Origin of the sequence: Nocardia amamiensis NBRC 102102 (assembly GCF_001612745.1) — a bacterium.
Lineage (GTDB): Bacteria > Actinomycetota > Actinomycetes > Mycobacteriales > Mycobacteriaceae > Nocardia > Nocardia amamiensis.
Genome location: NZ_BDBA01000030.1, coordinates 1 through 16,016, shown reverse-complemented (window position 1 = coordinate 16,016; position 16,016 = coordinate 1). Strand labels below are relative to the sequence as shown.

General features: G+C 67.6%; 16 protein-coding genes and 1 pseudogene. 5 read left to right on the top strand and 12 right to left on the bottom strand.

From position 1 onward, the window contains the following. Nucleotides 1-26: 26 nt before the first annotated feature. The 3 genes from NA4_RS08390 to NA4_RS41910 form a co-directional block, all read right to left on the bottom strand. Nucleotides 27-1,229 (bottom strand): sigma-54-dependent transcriptional regulator family protein, encoded by a 1,203-nt coding sequence (locus NA4_RS08390; RefSeq protein ID WP_067466587.1) that lies wholly within the window; start codon nucleotides 1,227-1,229, stop codon nucleotides 27-29. Nucleotides 1,230-1,629: 400 nt separating this feature from the next. Continuing rightward, complete coding sequence (locus NA4_RS08385) at nucleotides 1,630-2,184, bottom strand: DUF8020 domain-containing protein (RefSeq protein ID WP_067466584.1); 555 nt, start codon at nucleotides 2,182-2,184, stop codon at nucleotides 1,630-1,632. A gap of 631 nt (nucleotides 2,185-2,815) precedes the next feature. Next, nucleotides 2,816-3,130: a hypothetical protein gene (locus tag NA4_RS41910; RefSeq protein ID WP_067466581.1), complete on the bottom strand. Its 315-nt coding sequence runs from the start codon at nucleotides 3,128-3,130 to the stop codon at nucleotides 2,816-2,818. 215 nt (nucleotides 3,131-3,345) lie between these two features. Here NA4_RS41910 and NA4_RS08375 point away from each other — a divergent pair, with 215 nt between their 5' ends. Beyond that, nucleotides 3,346-3,858, top strand: coding sequence for a mycothiol transferase (locus NA4_RS08375; protein ID WP_067466777.1), 513 nt, complete (start codon nucleotides 3,346-3,348; stop codon nucleotides 3,856-3,858). Nucleotides 3,859-3,949: 91 nt separating this feature from the next. Beyond that, nucleotides 3,950-5,758: a metallophosphoesterase gene (locus tag NA4_RS42480; RefSeq protein WP_245671193.1), complete on the top strand. Its 1,809-nt coding sequence runs from the start codon at nucleotides 3,950-3,952 to the stop codon at nucleotides 5,756-5,758. Nucleotides 5,759-5,837: 79 nt separating this feature from the next. Here the strand turns inward: NA4_RS42480 and NA4_RS08365 are convergent, their stop codons facing one another. Together NA4_RS08365 and NA4_RS08360 are read right to left on the bottom strand one after the other, a co-directional pair. Then, nucleotides 5,838-7,313 (bottom strand): AIM24 family protein, encoded by a 1,476-nt coding sequence (locus NA4_RS08365; protein WP_067466578.1) that lies wholly within the window; start codon nucleotides 7,311-7,313, stop codon nucleotides 5,838-5,840. 549 nt (nucleotides 7,314-7,862) lie between these two features. Then, nucleotides 7,863-8,159 carry a hypothetical protein gene (locus tag NA4_RS08360; RefSeq protein WP_067466576.1) on the bottom strand — a complete coding sequence of 99 codons (297 nt, stop codon included), beginning with the start codon at nucleotides 8,157-8,159 and terminating at the stop codon, nucleotides 7,863-7,865. Between the two features lie 413 nt (nucleotides 8,160-8,572). Here NA4_RS08360 and NA4_RS08355 point away from each other — a divergent pair, with 413 nt between their 5' ends. Beyond that, nucleotides 8,573-8,767 carry a hypothetical protein gene (locus tag NA4_RS08355; RefSeq protein ID WP_157128896.1) on the top strand — a complete coding sequence of 65 codons (195 nt, stop codon included), beginning with the start codon at nucleotides 8,573-8,575 and terminating at the stop codon, nucleotides 8,765-8,767. A 71-nt stretch (nucleotides 8,768-8,838) separates the two neighbouring features. Here NA4_RS08355 and NA4_RS08350 read toward each other — a convergent pair whose 3' ends face one another. The 4 genes from NA4_RS08350 to NA4_RS38805 all read right to left on the bottom strand — a co-directional run bounded on the left by NA4_RS08350 (nucleotide 8,839) and on the right by NA4_RS38805 (nucleotide 11,337). Then, complete coding sequence (locus NA4_RS08350) at nucleotides 8,839-9,543, bottom strand: DUF6081 family protein (protein WP_245671192.1); 705 nt, start codon at nucleotides 9,541-9,543, stop codon at nucleotides 8,839-8,841. A gap of 7 nt (nucleotides 9,544-9,550) precedes the next feature. After that, nucleotides 9,551-10,519 carry an SAM-dependent methyltransferase gene (locus tag NA4_RS08345; protein ID WP_245671191.1) on the bottom strand — a complete coding sequence of 323 codons (969 nt, stop codon included), beginning with the start codon at nucleotides 10,517-10,519 and terminating at the stop codon, nucleotides 9,551-9,553. A gap of 78 nt (nucleotides 10,520-10,597) precedes the next feature. Next, nucleotides 10,598-11,062: a hypothetical protein gene (locus NA4_RS08340; protein WP_084496905.1), complete on the bottom strand. Its 465-nt coding sequence runs from the start codon at nucleotides 11,060-11,062 to the stop codon at nucleotides 10,598-10,600. 26 nt (nucleotides 11,063-11,088) lie between these two features. Continuing rightward, nucleotides 11,089-11,337, bottom strand: coding sequence for an SAM-dependent methyltransferase (locus NA4_RS38805; RefSeq protein ID WP_245671190.1), 249 nt, complete (start codon nucleotides 11,335-11,337; stop codon nucleotides 11,089-11,091). Between the two features lie 260 nt (nucleotides 11,338-11,597). On the opposite strand from NA4_RS38805, the gene NA4_RS08325 reads away from it, so the two are divergent. Further along, nucleotides 11,598-12,503 (top strand): Sco1979 family transcriptional regulator, encoded by a 906-nt coding sequence (locus NA4_RS08325; RefSeq protein WP_067466556.1) that lies wholly within the window; start codon nucleotides 11,598-11,600, stop codon nucleotides 12,501-12,503. 619 nt (nucleotides 12,504-13,122) lie between these two features. Here the strand turns inward: NA4_RS08325 and NA4_RS08320 are convergent. Continuing rightward, nucleotides 13,123-13,872 carry an LGFP repeat-containing protein gene (locus NA4_RS08320; RefSeq protein WP_067466767.1) on the bottom strand — a complete coding sequence of 250 codons (750 nt, stop codon included), beginning with the start codon at nucleotides 13,870-13,872 and terminating at the stop codon, nucleotides 13,123-13,125. Nucleotides 13,873-14,172: 300 nt separating this feature from the next. After that, nucleotides 14,173-15,054, bottom strand: a complete 882-nt coding sequence (locus NA4_RS08315) for a LysR family transcriptional regulator ArgP (RefSeq protein ID WP_067466553.1) — start codon at nucleotides 15,052-15,054, stop codon at nucleotides 14,173-14,175. Between the two features lie 80 nt (nucleotides 15,055-15,134). Here NA4_RS08315 and NA4_RS08310 point away from each other — a divergent pair, with 80 nt between their 5' ends. Beyond that, the gene (locus NA4_RS08310) at nucleotides 15,135-15,752 is read left to right on the top strand and encodes a LysE/ArgO family amino acid transporter (protein ID WP_067466764.1); all 618 of its coding nucleotides are present in this window, start codon (nucleotides 15,135-15,137) and stop codon (nucleotides 15,750-15,752) included. On the opposite strand, the pseudogene NA4_RS41305 reads toward NA4_RS08310, so the two are convergent. Next, nucleotides 15,742-16,016 (bottom strand): annotated as a pseudogene (locus NA4_RS41305) (LLM class flavin-dependent oxidoreductase); the annotation flags it as partial. The gene NA4_RS08310 and the pseudogene NA4_RS41305 overlap by 11 nt on opposite strands.

The following is a 16,016-nucleotide window of genomic DNA, read 5'->3' as shown; positions in this document are numbered from 1 at the left end:
TGAGGCGCACGGGCGGGGCCCGGGTCTCAGTCGTGCAGCGCGCTGTGCAGCCGCGCCGCGGCGAGCGCACGACGACCGTCGCCGGCGGGCAACAGGCGCAGCGCGTGTTCGTGCACTTCGATGTCGTGGGGCGCGCGTTCCCCGTAGCGCAGCGCGTGCTCGGCGGTCGCGCTGGACAGCACCGCGGTGCGCACGCCGACCTCCAGATACTCGCGCCACCGCACAATTCCCGGAGTATCCGAGTCGGGCAGCAGCGGCCCGCGATACAACTCGACGGCCATGGCGGTATCGCCTGCTTCCAGCGCCGCGAGCACGTCCACCGCGTCGCAGGACAGTGGGCTCACCAGCTGATAGACCCGGCTGGTGATGTCACCGCCGGTCGCGCGCCGCAGGTAGGACATCTCGGACTTGAGTGTGCTCGCGCCGACCGGCCGATCGCCGTACACCGCGAAGTGCAGCCGCTCATGCGTATAGCCCTCCGGCTCGAGCGCCAGCAGCGCCAAGATCTCCAGGTGCCTGGGGCGCAACCGCACAGGTGCTCCGGCGCGGGTCAGGCGGCCGGTGCCGAGGCAGGTCAGCCGGACGCCCGGCGCTGCCATGCGGTGGTGCAGCTTGGTCTCGATGGCGCTGACCAGGGCGCGTGCCGTGGCCATGGCCAGCGGGTGGGCTCGGTCCCAGGTCGTGGACAGGTCCAGCACGCCGAGCTGATGGCCGTCCGCGCCGCGGATCGGCGCGCAATAGCAGACCCATCCGTGCAGGGCAGCCACCAAATGCTCAGCGGAGAACACGGTGTGCGGCCGTTCGGTGCGCAGCGCCAGTGACAATGCGTTCGTGCCCATGTGCGCCTCGTCCCATCGCCCGCCCGGCGCGAAGTTCACCTGCTCGGCGCGGCGGCGCATGACCGGGCCGCCGTGCGACCACAGAATGGTGCCGCTCTCGTCGGTGATCGCGGCGACGTAGCCCGCGTCCTCGGTGACGCCGCGCAGCTGGTCGGTCAGCTCGGATACCGGTGTGCGCAGCGGGGACTCGGCCCAGCGGGCGGCTACGTCGGCTTCGTCGTGGGGAGCGTGGTCACACGCGGGATCGACGGTGCGCAGCGATCGCAGCCAGGATTGCGCGACCTCACTGCGCAGCGCGGAATCACCCTGCGGTGTTCCGGCGGGTATCCATCGGGACCACTCTTGTTCCAGTGCAGCCCGTTGCTGCGCGAGGGAACGGCTCTGTGCCATCTCGCGATCCTGTGTCGTCGCTCCGATCGTCTCCGTGCTCTCTCATCATGCCGCAGTGAGCGCCTCCGAGATCCCGTTTTGCGCCGGGCTGCACGGAGTCGGTCAGCGGCAGCGGAGACCGCGGTGGGTGAGATGTCGCCGGGGCGCCGACCGGCGCGCAGGCTCTTGGACCAGCGGATGGCGGACTTTCGCGTGAGTCATGACATCTGCGCAGAGCTCGGCGGGCGTGGGGCGCTGTTTCCGGCGTGAAACCGTCCTCGGCGCACAGGCCGGTGCTGGAGTTCGGTGCCTTGTGGTCAGCCCCTGTACTTTCACACCGCACGCGAAATGAACGGTGTCTACGCAATTCCGGCGGCGGTGTGCGGTCGCGCGATCGGCGGCCGCACACCGAACCGGCGGATTACGGTGTGGCGAAACCGATCAGCGCACCGATTCCCGCTCCGATCGGAACAGTGACCAGCGCACCGACGCCGCCGAGGAAGAAGCCGATCACGGCCCCGATTCCCGCGCCGATGAGGGCGCCCACCCCCGCGTTGTGCTGCTTGCGCGCGAGCGTTTCCTGCTCGTTGACGAACTGGTTGAGCCGATCGGTCGCCGCGGGAGCGCCGACCGGAGTCACCGTGAGGGTGCGGCCGGCATCGGTGATCGTCGGCGCCAGTCCGTACGTCGCTCCGGAGGACTGGAAGGCCAGCGGAACGGTCGTGATGACCTGCCCAGCGCCGTCACGGAGTTCGACGGCTCTGGCGTCGGTGGTCAAGGCGAAGCTGCCCGCGGCCACAGTGGTGACCACCGCGCTGCCGTCAGGAGCAGGCGCCGAGGTGAATCCGACTCCCTGCTCGACACCGTGCACGCTGACCTGCGCGGGCGCGGCGGGATGGGCATTCGCGACGCCCGTCGCTATTCCGGTGGCTCCGACCGCGAGCAGGGCGGTGGCGGCGAATCTGTTGACTCTCATCGTATTTCCCCACATAGTCGTGTCGGCCACGAGTGCCGACGAATCCCCGAAGTGCCGGTTCTCGGCCCTACCCATTCTGGCCGCACGGCTTTGCCGAAGCAATCGTTCTGCGAATTTCACTGAAAAATAACCACATCGCTCCACCGCTACGGGTGCGCGAATTATGGATGGGCAGTGGGACTTTCGTCCACATTTTTCGATGGATTGCCAAATGTCTGCTGACCCGGCCGATATGGCAGATAATTCGATCGCTGGAATGACGTATTTCTTCGAAAATTCCAGGCGCGAGCACATGGTGCGGTGCGAGCACGCCGGTGGTGCTGCCCCGATGCTGCTGCGGCATCGCTCTGGTGTGTGGAGAAGCCGCCATGGGCTGCGAGCTTCGATCGCTCAAGCAGTCTCGTTGTGCGGAAGCACAATTCGAGGACGCCATCCTGTTGCGGATTTCCGTCTCACCGGGACGATCGCCGGGGAAGGTGCAAGGTTCGGGTGGGCGGCGGGTTCGGCCATCGAGAGCCGAGTCCATTCGGCTACAGGCGATTCCGGCTCCACGGTCGCAGCGTGCGGGAAAGGCCGCTGCCCCGAAGCGGATGCCGCGGAGCCGGAATCAGCTGAGGTAAGACGCTGGTGCTCAGAAGGCGCTTCCAGTGCCGAGCAGCGGCACGAAGATGCCGGGCCACATGCCGAACGGGCTGCCCCAGAAACCGTATGGGCTGCCCCAGTATCCGTAGCCGCCCCAGCCGCCCCAGCCGCCGTAGCCGTGGCGACCCCACCCGCCGTGGTGATGCCACCCGCGTCCGTGGATTTCTTCGGCCTGCGCGACGGTCGGCTGCTGCGCCAGCGCGGGCGCCGCGGTGGCGGCGACCGGCGTCAGTGCGAGCGCGGCGACCATCGCCACGCGGACAGCCGTGCGCCGTGCGCGTCCGGCCTTGTGGTCGTGCATCATTCGGTACTTCCTCACTGCGGTAGGTAGTCGTCCGGCCGGTGACCCAGTTGCCTCCACCGAACCTGATCTCGCCACTGAATATCGTACCGCCATATAACGGCACGTTCAATGTGGTGCGATCGTGCGAGAATTCCGCCTCGCCGGCCGCGTCGGCGCTCGTGCGGGGTGGCCGCGCTGGGTACCGTCAGGGCACCGGACATCGAGAGGAGTCGACCATGGCCACGAGTGCCGATGTGCTGACCGACGGCTACGAACGGATCAAGGAGACAGTGCACGAGGCGGTGGACGGACTGGGGGAGGACGACCTGGTCCATCGGGTCGATGCAGGAGCCAACTCGATCGCGTGGCTGGTGTGGCATCTGACCCGCGTGCAGGACGACCACATTGCCGATGTGGCAGGCATCGAGCAGGTATGGACCGCGCAGGGCTGGTTCGACCGGTTCGGCCTGCCGGTCGACAAAACCGCGACCGGATACGGCGACCGGCCCGCCGACGTGGCCGTCATCCGCGCGTCGGCCGAACTGCTCACCGGCTACTTCGACGCCGTGCACGAGCAGACGCTGCGTTTCGTTCGTGAACTCGAGGACGGCGATCTGGACCGCGTCGTCGACACCCGATGGGACCCGCCGGTGACGCTGGGCGTGCGGCTGGTCAGCGCGATCGCCGACGATTTGCAACACGCGGGTCAGGCCGCCTTCGTGCGCGGCGTGCTCGAGCGGACGAGATGACCGGAAGCGGGAACCCGGCTCGGCGCGCGTCACGGATGCCGTGACGTAAGTTGGTGCCGCGGATCCCGAAAAGCTCACAGAGAGTGCCGTTGTGGTCGTTGTGCTTGTTGCCGTCGGAGCCATCCTCGCGGTGGTCGGTGTTGTCGCAGTGTTCGGCGCGCTGCACTGGTACCTGTGGCGGCGCTTGGTGCGGGACACGACGAACGAGGGCTCCCCGGGGCGACGCGTCGGCACCGCGGTGGTGCTGGCAGGGCCGCTGCTGCTGATCGGTGCGACGGTCGCCGAAGTGGCGTCCGCTCCGTTCGCCGTGGTCCGGATCATCGCCTGGCCCGGCTACCTCTGGGGTGCGCTGTTCGTCTACCTGCTGCTGGCGCTGCTGGTCGGCGAGCCGATCCGGTTCCTGCTGCTGCGCTGGATCGATCGCGACCCACCGCTGGACGCACCGGCCGCTACGGTCGAGGTGGAGCCCACATCCGCTCTGAGTCCCGACCAGGACAAGGCTATTGCGCGGGAACCTGCCGCCGCCGCGGACTCGGGTGCGCTCGCATCGAATTCCCTACGGGCTACGGCTGTTGCGAGTGAACCGGCTGCTGCCGTGGATTCCATAGCAACGCCGGATTCCGTGCAGGCGAGGGCTGTTGCGAGTGAAGCGACTGCTGCCGGGGACTCGGGTGGGCTCGCATCGGATCCCCTACGGGCTACGGCTGTTGCGAGTGAACCGGCTGCTGCCGTGGATTCTGTAGCAACGCCGGATTCTCTGCAGGCGAGGGCTGTTGCGAGTGAAGCGACTGCTGCTGGGAACTCGGGTGGGCTCGCATCGGATCCCCGACGGGCTACCGCTGTTGCGGGTGAAACCCCTGCCGCCGCGGACTCCGCAGCAGCACCGAATTCCGGGCGGGCCACGGCTGTTGCGGGTGAACCGGGTGCCGTCGAGGACTCCGTAGCAGCGCCGGATTCCGTGCCGGACGAGGTTGCCGCGACAGCGTCGGCTGAGTCCAGGGCGGCGGGGTCGGCGGGGTCCAGGGCAGCGGGGTCGGCTGAGTCCGTCGCCACCGCGCCGCCTACGGCCGCTCGACTACCTCGTCGCGTCTTCGTCTCGCGGGTGGTGGGTGGAGCCGCTGCGGCCGCCGCCGCGACCACCGTTGGCCTCGGAGCGTATGGCGTCCTCAACGGACCCAGCGTCAAGCGTGTGGCCGTGCCCCTGGCGAAATTGCCGCGCAATGCCGATGGATTCCGCATCGCGGTGGTCAGCGACGTCCATCTCGGCCCCATCCTGGGCCGCGGCTTCGCCGAGCGGGTGGTCCGGACCGTCAACGACACTCAGCCCGACCTCATCGCCGTCGTCGGTGACCTGGTGGACGGCAGCGTCGAGCACCTGCGCTCGGCCGTCGAGCCGCTGGCGCGGCTGCGGGCCCGGCATGGCGCGTTCTTCGTCACCGGCAACCACGAGTACTTCTCCGGCGCCGAGCAGTGGATCGAGCACGTCCAGGAACTCGGCATGCACTTGCTGGCGAATGCCCGCACCGAGCTACCGGGATTCGACCTCGCGGGCGTGAACGACGTGCAGGGCGAACGGACCGGCCAGGGCCCGGATTTCGGCAAGGCGCTCAGCGACCGCGACCGCGCCCGCACGGCGGTACTGCTGGCGCACCAGCCGATACTGATCGAGGACGCGGTCGCGCACGGTGTCGATCTCCAGCTGTCCGGCCATACCCACGGCGGGCAGATCTGGCCCGGCAATTACCTTGCCGGCCTGGCGAATCCGGCCGTTGCCGGGCTGGAGCGCTACGGCGACACCCAGTTGTACGTCAGCAGGGGAGCCGGGGCGTGGGGCCCGCCGGTGCGCGTGGGCGCACCGTCGGACATCACCGTCGTCGAGCTCGTTTCGCTCCAGGCATGAGCGGCCGGGCCCGGAGGCGGCCGAGCGTGACCACGGAGGCTTCCGCTCATGCCGGCAGAGGACACGGCGTAGCGCCGCGCTACCCGAACAGCCCGCCCAGCACGCCGCCGCTCTGCCCCGCCTCCTGGCCGCCGCCGGTGCCGCCGAGGAAGCCGCCGGGCGGAAGCTCCGAGGGCTGCACGATGACGAAACCGTGGCCGGAGAACGACAGCGTGATCCCCTCGCCGGTGCTGCGGCCCATCAGCCTGCCGAGGCCGAAAGAGTCGTTGCGCTTGATGCCGGTCTGCAGGCTCGACGACCAGGCGACCGCCGCCTGCGGATCGGCATAGGTCGGCTGATCGACGTTGAGCACCACCGGTGTGCCATGCGTGGTGATGGCGATGCGGCCGCGGCCGGTGAAGACGCAGTTGAACAATCCGGCGTTGCTGGCGAATCCGGCGGCGCCCTGCACCATCCGGATGTCGTAGCGCAGGCTGGTATCGAACGCGAGCACGTTGGCGCCGTTGATGGTGAGGCCGTCCGTGCCGTCCAGATCGATGGTGTGCACGTCGGCTGCGCCGTTCGCGACGAACAGGTCGCCGCGGCCGGAGACCTTCATCAGCGGAACGCCTTCACCGGTCAGCCGCTGCTGGATCGCCCGCCCGATACCGCCGGCGCCGAGCGCCTGGAAATGCAGGTCGCCCTGGTAGGCGACCATCGACCCGGCCCGCGCCATGACCTCGCCGTTGACGGCGACCTTGATCATCTTGCCGCCCTGCTTCTGAATGCCTGCGCCGGTGACTTCGGCGTGGCTGGGGGCGAACAGTTCGCTCTGCATCGGCAGCGCTCCTTGCTGAGGTGAAGGCATCGGTGGTGGCGGCGCCGCGGCGGGCGCGGAATAGGCCGGTTGCGGTGGATGGGCCGGTTGCGGAGGGTAGGCCGGTTGCGGTGGATAGGCCGGGGGCGCGGGATAGGCCGGGGGCGCGGGATAGGCGGACTGTGGCGCGGGCTGATACGACGGAGGCGCCGCAGCCGCTGGTCCGGATACCGGTGGGGGAGCAGGAGCGGGCGGCGCGGGTTCGTCGTCGATGTTCACGCCGAACGCCGTCGCGATCCCGGCCAAGCCGTTGTCGTAACCCTGGCCGACCGCGCGAACCTTCCACCCGCCGCCGCGCCGGTAGATCTCCACGCAGACCACCGCGGTCTCGGTGCTGAGCCCGGTCATCGGGAAGGCCAGCGTGCCCGAGGGGGACGCGATGGTCGCGCGCAGCGAGCCGACGGCCGCGAACGTGGGCGGCCCGCTGCCGTCCAGGCTCGCGGTGACGACGACCCGGTCCACATCGGCGGGCAACGCGCTGGTCTGGATGTCCACCACGTCACCGGCGCCTTGACCGTGCCGGTAGGTGACGCCGGTCGCGACAGGCTGATTGAAGAACACGAAGTCGGCGTCGGAGCGTACTCTGCCCGCGGCATTCAGCAACAGCGCCGAAACGTCGACGGGAGCCGAGCAGGTGACGGTAACCGTCAGCCGATCTCCGGGCGCGGGGCGGTTCTCACCGCGAGCGAGATCGGTCACGGCAGGCCGTCCAGTGCGCGGTCGCGCGGTCGGATTGACATGCGATTCACGGCGTCCAGTGTGTCGTGCTCCCGGAACGCGCGCCACATGCGGGGCCTGTCGCGCCGCCCACCAGCCTTTTCGTCCACCGCAGAGCCCGCGGGTCCACGATCTGCCCCTGCCCTCCCTTACCTCGATCCGCTACGCCCCGCACTGCTGTCCTCAGGTCCCGGCTCAGCGGGGAATGCGCCCCGGCGGTCAGGCTCGGCGGCCGCCCAGACGACCAATCGGCCGGCTCACACGCGTGCCGGACCACCTCGCCGCCGACGCAGCGGACTCGACGCACCGGCACAAACCGCCGCGGCGCCCGGCTGGTTCGACACCCGCAGAATCACCGTCGTCCGGCCGAGCCCTGGCGCACGGCCGCATGTCGAGTTCGTGCGCCTTCCGCTGGCCGGCGCGGGCCGCGGCGCGGGGGTGATGCCGCGATCATTCGCGCCGACACACCACATTCGATGCTGAAGTCCGGCTGCCGCAATGCGACGGCCGTGGCTTGGGCGCGCCTGTCGTTCAGAGGATTTCGGCGTACATGATGCCGTCGAGAATGCCGAATTCGACCTGACCGGGAAACAGGGGCGGTGCGCCTGCGGCGTGCGTGGCGTGGCTGAGTGCGATGGTTTCGGTTGCCCACCGGTGCAGCGGCTCCGGTAGGCGCAGGACTCGGTGGTCGGTGCAGCGGATGAAGGGATAAGTGATCTCGCCGGGTCCGGCGAGGGGGTTGTGGATGCTCAGGGCGGCGATGTCCAGGACCAGGCCGGTGTGTTTGGGGGAGGCGACGGTCGGTGGCTGCAGTTCGATGTCGTCCATGACCGAAGACGGTAGCTCTACGGATGCCCGATGCGCGTGATTCCACGCGAATGTCCGCGGGATTTAGGGGGAATTGGGGAACGGCGAGGTTCATCGGGTTGGGTGAACCCCACCGCTACCACCAGCAATCGCGGCCGGATTGGGCTTACCGGTTCCGCGTGGGATGTCCCGGAGCCACCGGGACAGCGCTGAGCCTAGGCGACGCTGAACGTTCGCGGTGGTGTTTCCGCTGAATCGGTGTGCGCCGTGTTCCCGTGCCGGATCGGCGCGATGGTGAGTGGGGTCACCGATCCTCGGCCTGCCGTGGGGACCGGCTGGGTTTAAAATTCGTGCGACGTGAAAAGAGCTGTGCGCGTTGAGTATCCGGCACGGCCGTGTCGGCATTTCGTTAATTCTTCAGGAGGGTGTTAGACGTGCTGTATGGAGTCATAGCCGCCATAGTCATTACGCTGCTGGCAGTGGCGGCCGCGGCGATGGTGTGGGACCCGCGCCGTCGCGAGTTCGACGAGTACGACTTCGACGTGGCGGAGACCGACGTCATGTCGGACGAGTACGCCCGCCAGGGCGGTGCCGAATGGCCACGGAAGGAGATGTCCGAGCGGTGGTAGCCCCGCGATAGGCGGCGGACGAAACGGTGCCCGGTCGAAGGCGACCGGGCACCACGTGTTTTCGGACTCGATCAGTCGACGGTGAAGTTCCGCCAGGACCCGTGCAGTCCCTGCCCGCGCAGCGACGTGCTGTGGCCGTCCTCGATCGGATGCAGCGTGATGATGCCGAACCCGATTTGCACCGACTCGGGCAGTTGCGGAGCGTAAGTGGTGTATACCGGCGAGTCGTCGACGTACCAGCCGACGGTGCCCGCAGCCCGGTCGATGGTGACGGCGTAGCGATGGAACTCGCCGGGTTTGATGTCGACGCCAGCCAGCGGCGCGTGCACCACATGAGTGAATGCCTGCTCTTTCGGGACGACACCCGGCACGAACAGCCTTTCGTGGATCGCATAGGCGTTCGTGCTCGTCGCGATCAGGTCGAACACCTGGGCACTGCCCATATCGAGAACGTTGAAGGCGGCGAACCCGTCCCGGTAATCCTCGCCGGTGACGCCGATGTTCTCGGCAGCCATCTCCACCGCGAAGGTGCGTGATCCGCCGGTGAGATCGAACGACTCGGTCGACACCAGCAGCTGCTTCGGGTTGTCGAGGATCTGGATGTCGGCATTGGACCGGGTGAAGGCGGCGATGCGGACCGACACTGTGCCGTCCCCGATCTCGGTCTCGGCGGCGGGGTCGGCGTAGCGCCAGGTCTGGCCTTCGCCGAGCGGAACCTCCAGAAAACGCCACCGGTCTTCGCGGAGATCTGGTCCGTTCAGGTCGTCGTATGTCATTGCGGCATTACCTCTCTGCCGAGTAATCATCGGCGGAATCGGGCAGATCGTGCGTGCCCGTCGATCGGGGGCGCAACGCAGTCACGACACCGTTGGTGGAGCCCGCTTTGAATCCGACCCCGCCCAGCAGGAGGCGTTCCTCGGTCAGGCGCGGGCGCAGCGCGGGACCCATCGGCCACCAGTCGTCGAGTTCGACCAGGCCGGGTTCGATCAACTCCAGATCGCCGAAGTAGGAGGCGATCTGTTCGCGGGTGCGGTACCAGCCGGAGCCCAAACCCATTTCGGTGAAACGTCGTTGCAGCTCGACGGCCATATCGTGGGCTTCGGATCCGTCGGCCGGATCCCAGAAGTGGGTGATCGCGACGTACGAGCCCGCGGGGAGTGCGTCGATGTACTGCCGCATGATTCCGGCGGGATCGAGCGCGTCGTCGACGTGGTGCAGGATTCCGCACAGGATCAGCGCCAACGGACGCGTGATGTCGAGATGTGGCGTGACCTCCGAGTGCGCGAGCAAGGTCTTGGGCTCGGTCAGATCCGCGGGAACGAAATGGGTGTACTCGTTGCGTTCGAGCAACACCCGGCCGTGGATGTTGCACACCGGGTCGTTGTCGACGTACACCACGCGCGCCTGGGGATTCTGCTGTTGCGCGATCTCGTGGGTGTTGCCGACCGTCGGCAAACCGGCACCGACATCGAGGAATTGGTCGATGCCTACGGTACCGGCGAGATATCGCACCACACGGTGCAGCCAGCGACGGTTCATCCAGGCCACATCGCCCTGTCGCGGCGCGACCTCGGCGACCTTGTCGCGGACGAAACGGTCGACTTCGTAATTGTCTTTGCCGCCCAGGGTCGCATCGTAGACGCGGGCGATGCTCGCGCGTGTGGTGTCCACGCCGACCGGCACCCTGACACCGGTCTGGGGAGCGGAATCGGACATGGAGACCTCTCTCTGCGTTTCAGTGGCCTGGCTCATCAGCCTAAGGGTGCGCTGATTTGCCGGGCAGTTGGTGCTGATCCATTCGGCCGGAGCCGAATTCGTCTGATTTGCCGCTTATGTGCCGTGCCGGTACAGCACGCGTCCCGGCAGTAAACCGCCCTGCACATGGGTGACCCGCCACCAGTCGACCCGCACCACCACCGCCTCGATCGGTGTGGACAGGAACGGCTCGATCCGCGGCTCCTTGCGCAGCAGGGCCTGGAATGTCTCCTCTCGCTCGCTGGATTGCGTTCGCACCGCGGCCGTGCCCAAACCCTGGGCGAACGGGTTGAGGAATCCGTCGGGGACGACTTTGACTCCGACACTCGGGTTCGCGCGTAGCCCCGCCAATGTCCGTCCCCCGGACTCGAGTACGAGCGTCAAGCGGAACGGATCGCCGTCCAGCTCGGCGAAGAACGCATTCGAGCACCAGTTGACGCCGTCCTTGGAGGTGGCGAGATCGATGCTGGTGAAACGGAGGACCTCGGACAGCTTGTCTTGGATGTCCTGATCGCTGATCTGCACGTCGTTCGATGTCATATCGCGCTCCGTAGTGGGGGAATGGTTTACGGTTTGCGGCCGACGCCGCCGAGGATGAGGCGTTCGTCGGGCCACGGCGTGCGCAGCGCGGGTCCGCCGGGCCACCAATCGTGCAGCTGCACCAGTCCGGGTGGAACCATGTCCAGCCCCGCGAAGAACGCCCTTTTGACGTCGAACAAGTTCGTCCCGCCGAGGGCGTAGTCGTACACGCGTGCGATGCTCGGGGTGGTGGGATCGACTCCCGCTAGCCGGGTCGACCCTTCCGCTGACGTCATGGCTCTCCTCCTCCGCGCGGCGGCCACCGTCGGGGGCGACTTTACGCACACCGGTTCCGCCTTGCCCAGCCTTGTGGTCAAGTTATTGCGTTGCCGCTCTTGCGAATACATGCACGCGCACCGGAGTTTGCGGTTCGTGCTCGCATCGTGATCGGGGCTGAAGTAGAGCCGAGTAGGATCAGCAGCCGACGTCACGTGAGCTGTAATGGTGGAGGCATCGAGCCCCGCGGTCTACCCCCCTCGATCGACCGGAGGCACTCATGACCAACGATGAGGACAGCGGCGACAGCGCGGAATTCCCTGCTGCAGAACGCGGTCCGACCGTGCTGCGGATCGCGCTCGGCAGTCGTCTGCGTCAGCTCCGCGAGGGATGTGGGATCACCAGGGAGGCCGCGGGCGACTCCATTCGCGGTTCGCACGCCAAGATCAGCCGTCTGGAGCTGGGCCGCACCGGGTTCAAGGAACGCGATCTGCGCGACCTGCTGACCCTATACGGCATTGTCGACCCCACTGAACGCGAAACATACTTCGAACTGGCTCGCCGCGCCAACGACCCCGGCTGGTGGCAGCGCTACAGTGATCTGCTCCCAGCGTGGTTCGAGACCTACATCGGTCTCGAACAAGCCGCCACCACGATCCGCACCTACGAGGCGCAATTCATTCCTGGTCTGCTGCAGACCGCCGACTACGCGCGTGCGGTGATCCAGCTCGCCAATAAGAACGAGACCGAGCGCCGGGTCGCCATCCGCATGCGCCGCCAGCGGATTCTCGACCGGATGGCCGCGCCGACCCTCTGGGCGGTCATCGATGAGAACGCGCTGCGCCGCCCGGTTGGCGGAACGCAAGTCCTGCGGGAGCAGATCGAGTATCTGGTCGAGATGGCCGCACGCCCCAATGTCCGGATCCAGGTCCTGACGTACGCGGCGGGAGGGCACTCCGCCGCGGGCGGGCCGTTCAGCATTCTCCGGTTCCCGGAGCCCGAACTGCCCGACATCGTCTACACCGAGCAACTCACCAGCTCGCTCTACTTCGAGAAACGGCGTGACGTGGAGGTATACATGTCGGTCATGAACCGGCTCAGCGTGGAAGCGCTGTCGCCCGCGGACAGCGTGCGCTTCCTGCGCGCGCTGCTGTCGGAGACCCGGCCCGGTGAGCGGAACGCCTGATTCTCGACCGAGATCCGCGCCTCGCCATGCAGTGTTCCGCGGTGGCGACAACCGGATAGCCGGCGCGGCGCAATAGCTGGTGGGTTCTCCGTCGATGTGGAGATCCCGAGGCGCGGCGTCCGCTTCGTGCGCGTCGCGGCCCACTTCGACACCCGGCGGTTCGCATCGCCGCCGTGACTTCGATGAATCATCAAGTAACAGAGGGTGACTGGTTTCCGAGATCGCGGATAAGGTTGTCGTCGAGTCGAATTGGTTGCAGCGCTCGCGATGGCAGACAACAGTTCGGTATCGGAAGCCCTTCGCTGATGCTGATTCGTTATCAATTCAGGGTCGCCGACCTGGATTTCCGAGGATTCCGGGTCCGCAGTCGTCCATGCACATGCACGCGCGCATGTGCGTACCGATGGACGATCATCGCTGCGACGCCGCCGAAACGATGTGGCAGTATCCCTGTCGAGGTCGGGGTCTGAGGATCGACTCGGGCACAGGCTGGTTCGGCCGCGGCGGCCCCAACATTGGTTGGGGCCGCCGGCGGAGCCGACGTGATCGCACGGAATCGCCGGATTGCCAGGAGTTCACGGCGTCCGGACGATGCGCCGGTCGCTCATCCCGCGTGATATCACGGTCGCCAGGTGATCCGGCCGCCTTGGAAGTCTTGGGCTTTGCCGTTCTGGAAGTCGTATTCGTCGCTTGTGGGGTATCCGTAGCGGCCCGCTTCGCCGCCTGCGGCTTCCCAGGATTCCCGGATCGCTCCCCAGACGACATGGGCGCCGGTGAGCGGAGACCAGTAGATGGCACCGCCGCCGAAGAGGTTGTAGCGCCCGAAGCTGCCGCGCGCGGGTGATTCGTCGGTGATGGGAAAGCCCAGCGGGCTGTTCTCCCACCCGTAGGAGGCCCACTTGTCCCGGATCGTGCCGCCGATCTGATGGGCGGCGGTGCCGATCGACCAATAGATGGAGCCGTTCTGGAAGACGTTGTAGCGGCCGGGCTTGGACGGTGTTGCCGCTTCCCGGGCCACGGGATAGCCGAGCAGCCCGCCCTCGAACCCGAGGTCGCCCCATTTGTCGCGGATGGCGCCACCGACTTGATGCGCTCCGGTGTCGGGGTGCCAGTAGATGGAGGAGCCGCGCTCGAAAGCTTGGTAGCGGCCGCCGCGTGCGGCGGGGGATTCGGGGGAGACGGGATCGCCGAAAAAGGCGGGCCCACCGGCTTGGTCGTATTCGACCTCGATCGCTCCGCCGACGTCGAAGGGGCCGATCGGGCGTGCGGCCGCGTCGGTTCCGAGGCCGGTCAGCAGGATGCCGATCACGCCAGCCCCGGCGGCTGCGTCACGAGTGCGCGATCGGTGCGAACGACGGTGCCGTGCCAAGTGAACTCCTCGAGCATCTGGTGTCGGGTGCGAGGTGGAGCCGAACCTGTGGTCGCCGTGCGGGATCAAACTACCTCTCGACAGCCCGAGACCGCCGGATCGGACGTGCATGAACCGGCGAGTGTCGTCCGGGGCCGCCGACTCGAAGTCCATCCACCCTTGCCTCGACTCCGAACCACACTGCGGTGCTGCCGTGCCCACGGTCGCACCAACTCGGATACGGCGTCGCCGGGGCGGGAGTACTCGCACTTCCGGCCCGGCGACGTCAGGGGCCGTGAATGTCTTGCCGGGAAACGACGCTCAGCGCAGCACGGCCGCTGCCGATGCGGCGATGGTCGCTGCGACCGCGCTGAGGGCGGGGGAGTCCAGGCGCCACTGCTGCCAATACAGGGGAACGTCGATGACGACGCCTGGATCGATCGAGACCAGGCGACCGGCGGCCTGATCGTCTTCCGTTTGCAGATCGGGCAGCATCCCCCAGCCGAGTCCGAGACGGACCGCCTCGGCGAACCCGGAGGACGACGGGACATAGTGGCGTGGCGGGTTCAGCGGTTTGCGGCTGCGCCTGCGCAAAAGGCGATCTTGCAGGTCGTCTTTGCGGTCGAACAGCACCACCGGAGCCGCCGCGTAGGACTTCGCCGTCGCGCCGTCGGCGAACCAGGTGCCTGCGAACTCCGGACTGGCCATCGGCCGGTAGCGAATAGCGCCGAGCCGCTCCACCTTGCAGCCTTGCACCGGTTGCGCGATGGAGGTGATCGCGGCCATCACGGTGCCGTCGCGCAGCAGCCGGGTGGTGTGCTCCTCGTCCTCGCGATGGATCTCGAAGCACACTCCGCGTGGGGCGCGACCGAGCGCGGGCATCACCCAGGTCTCCAGCGAGTCGGCGTTGACCGCGATCGGTACCCGGATCGGACCGTCCGAGGGGCGGCCGCCCAACTCGCGTTCGGTGTCTGCGGCGAGCAGTTGGATCTGTCTGGCCAGCCGGACCACGGCGAGACCGGATTCGGTGGCGCGCACCGGTTTGGTGCGTTGCACGAGAATCCGTCCTGCTGCGTCTTCCAGGGCTTTGATCCGCTGACTGACCGCCGACGGGGTGACACTCAACCGCCGCGCCGCGGCGTCGAATGTCCCCTCGGTGATCGCGGCGTCGAGAGCGCGGAGCTGGTCGAGCTGAAGGTCCATAATTAAGAGATGCTAATGACCAGTAAGAATCTTTAGCTTGTCTGGGTATGGTGCCCGGCTTAGCGTCGCTGGATGTGAGCATTTCTTCCGCGGCGGTGGCGGCCGCGTCCGGTTTGGGCTTCGGCCTCTCGCTGATCGTGGCGATCGGTGCGCAGAACGCGTTCGTCCTGCGGCAGGGAATCAGCGGCGGGCACGTGCTCGCGGTGGTGACGGTGTGCGCGGTCTCGGACATCGTGCTGATCGCGGCCGGGGTCGGCGGCTTCGGCGTGATCGTCCAGGCCGCTCCCGGGGTCGTGGTGGTGGCGCGCTACGCGGGTGCGGCGTTCCTGATCGGCTACGCGGCGCTGGCGGCGCGGCGAGCGTTCGGCTCCACCGCGCTCACCGTCGAGTCGGCAAAGGCCACCGCGGCATTCGGTGCCACGGTGGCCACCTGCCTGGCATTGACCTGGCTCAACCCGCACGTCTACCTGGACACCGTGGTGCTGCTCGGCTCGCTCGCCAGCACCTATGGCAGTCCGGACCGCTGGTTCCTCGGGGCAGGGGCGATGCTGGCCAGCGTGCTCTGGTTCACCGCACTGGGATTCGGCGCGCGACTGCTCGGCCCGCTGTTCGTTCGGCCGTCCGCGTGGCGGGTACTGGATGCGGTGATCGCGGTGGTGCTGCTCGGCCTGGGCCTCGGACTGCTGTTCAGCGGGTGAGCAGGGTATTCACTCGCTCCTTGATCTTCGCGGCGAACTCGTAGTCGGCGCGCCACTGCGCTCCGGATGGAGCCAGGATGACACGTTCCACGCCCGCGTCGGCGTAGGCCGCCAATTGGTCGGCGGCATGGCCCGGATCGGTCGCCAGCGGGGGCGCGACGATCGTGACAGTAGGAGGACGACGGCCGTATCCCTCGGCAAGCGAAGCCAACTCGGCCTTGCTCACGCGCACCCGATCCGGTTCCAGGCCGATGGCGACCCAGC

Bases quoted from the DNA above. Each gene is read 5' to 3' on its own strand.
- NA4_RS08390 (WP_067466587.1), bottom strand. From the start codon at position 1,229: ATGGCACAGAGCCGTTCCCTCGCGCAGCAACGGGCTGCACTGGAACAA.
- NA4_RS08385 (WP_067466584.1), bottom strand. From the start codon at position 2,184: ATGAGAGTCAACAGATTCGCCGCCACCGCCCTGCTCGCGGTCGGAGCC.
- NA4_RS41910 (WP_067466581.1), bottom strand. From the start codon at position 3,130: ATGATGCACGACCACAAGGCCGGACGCGCACGGCGCACGGCTGTCCGC.
- NA4_RS08375 (WP_067466777.1), top strand. From the start codon at position 3,346: ATGGCCACGAGTGCCGATGTGCTGACCGACGGCTACGAACGGATCAAG.
- NA4_RS08360 (WP_067466576.1), bottom strand. From the start codon at position 8,159: ATGGACGACATCGAACTGCAGCCACCGACCGTCGCCTCCCCCAAACAC.
- NA4_RS08350 (WP_245671192.1), bottom strand. From the start codon at position 9,543: ATGACATACGACGACCTGAACGGACCAGATCTCCGCGAAGACCGGTGG.
- NA4_RS08345 (WP_245671191.1), bottom strand. From the start codon at position 10,519: ATGAGCCAGGCCACTGAAACGCAGAGAGAGGTCTCCATGTCCGATTCC.
- NA4_RS08340 (WP_084496905.1), bottom strand. From the start codon at position 11,062: ATGACATCGAACGACGTGCAGATCAGCGATCAGGACATCCAAGACAAG.
- NA4_RS38805 (WP_245671190.1), bottom strand. From the start codon at position 11,337: ATGACGTCAGCGGAAGGGTCGACCCGGCTAGCGGGAGTCGATCCCACC.
- NA4_RS08325 (WP_067466556.1), top strand. From the start codon at position 11,598: ATGACCAACGATGAGGACAGCGGCGACAGCGCGGAATTCCCTGCTGCA.
- NA4_RS08315 (WP_067466553.1), bottom strand. From the start codon at position 15,054: ATGGACCTTCAGCTCGACCAGCTCCGCGCTCTCGACGCCGCGATCACC.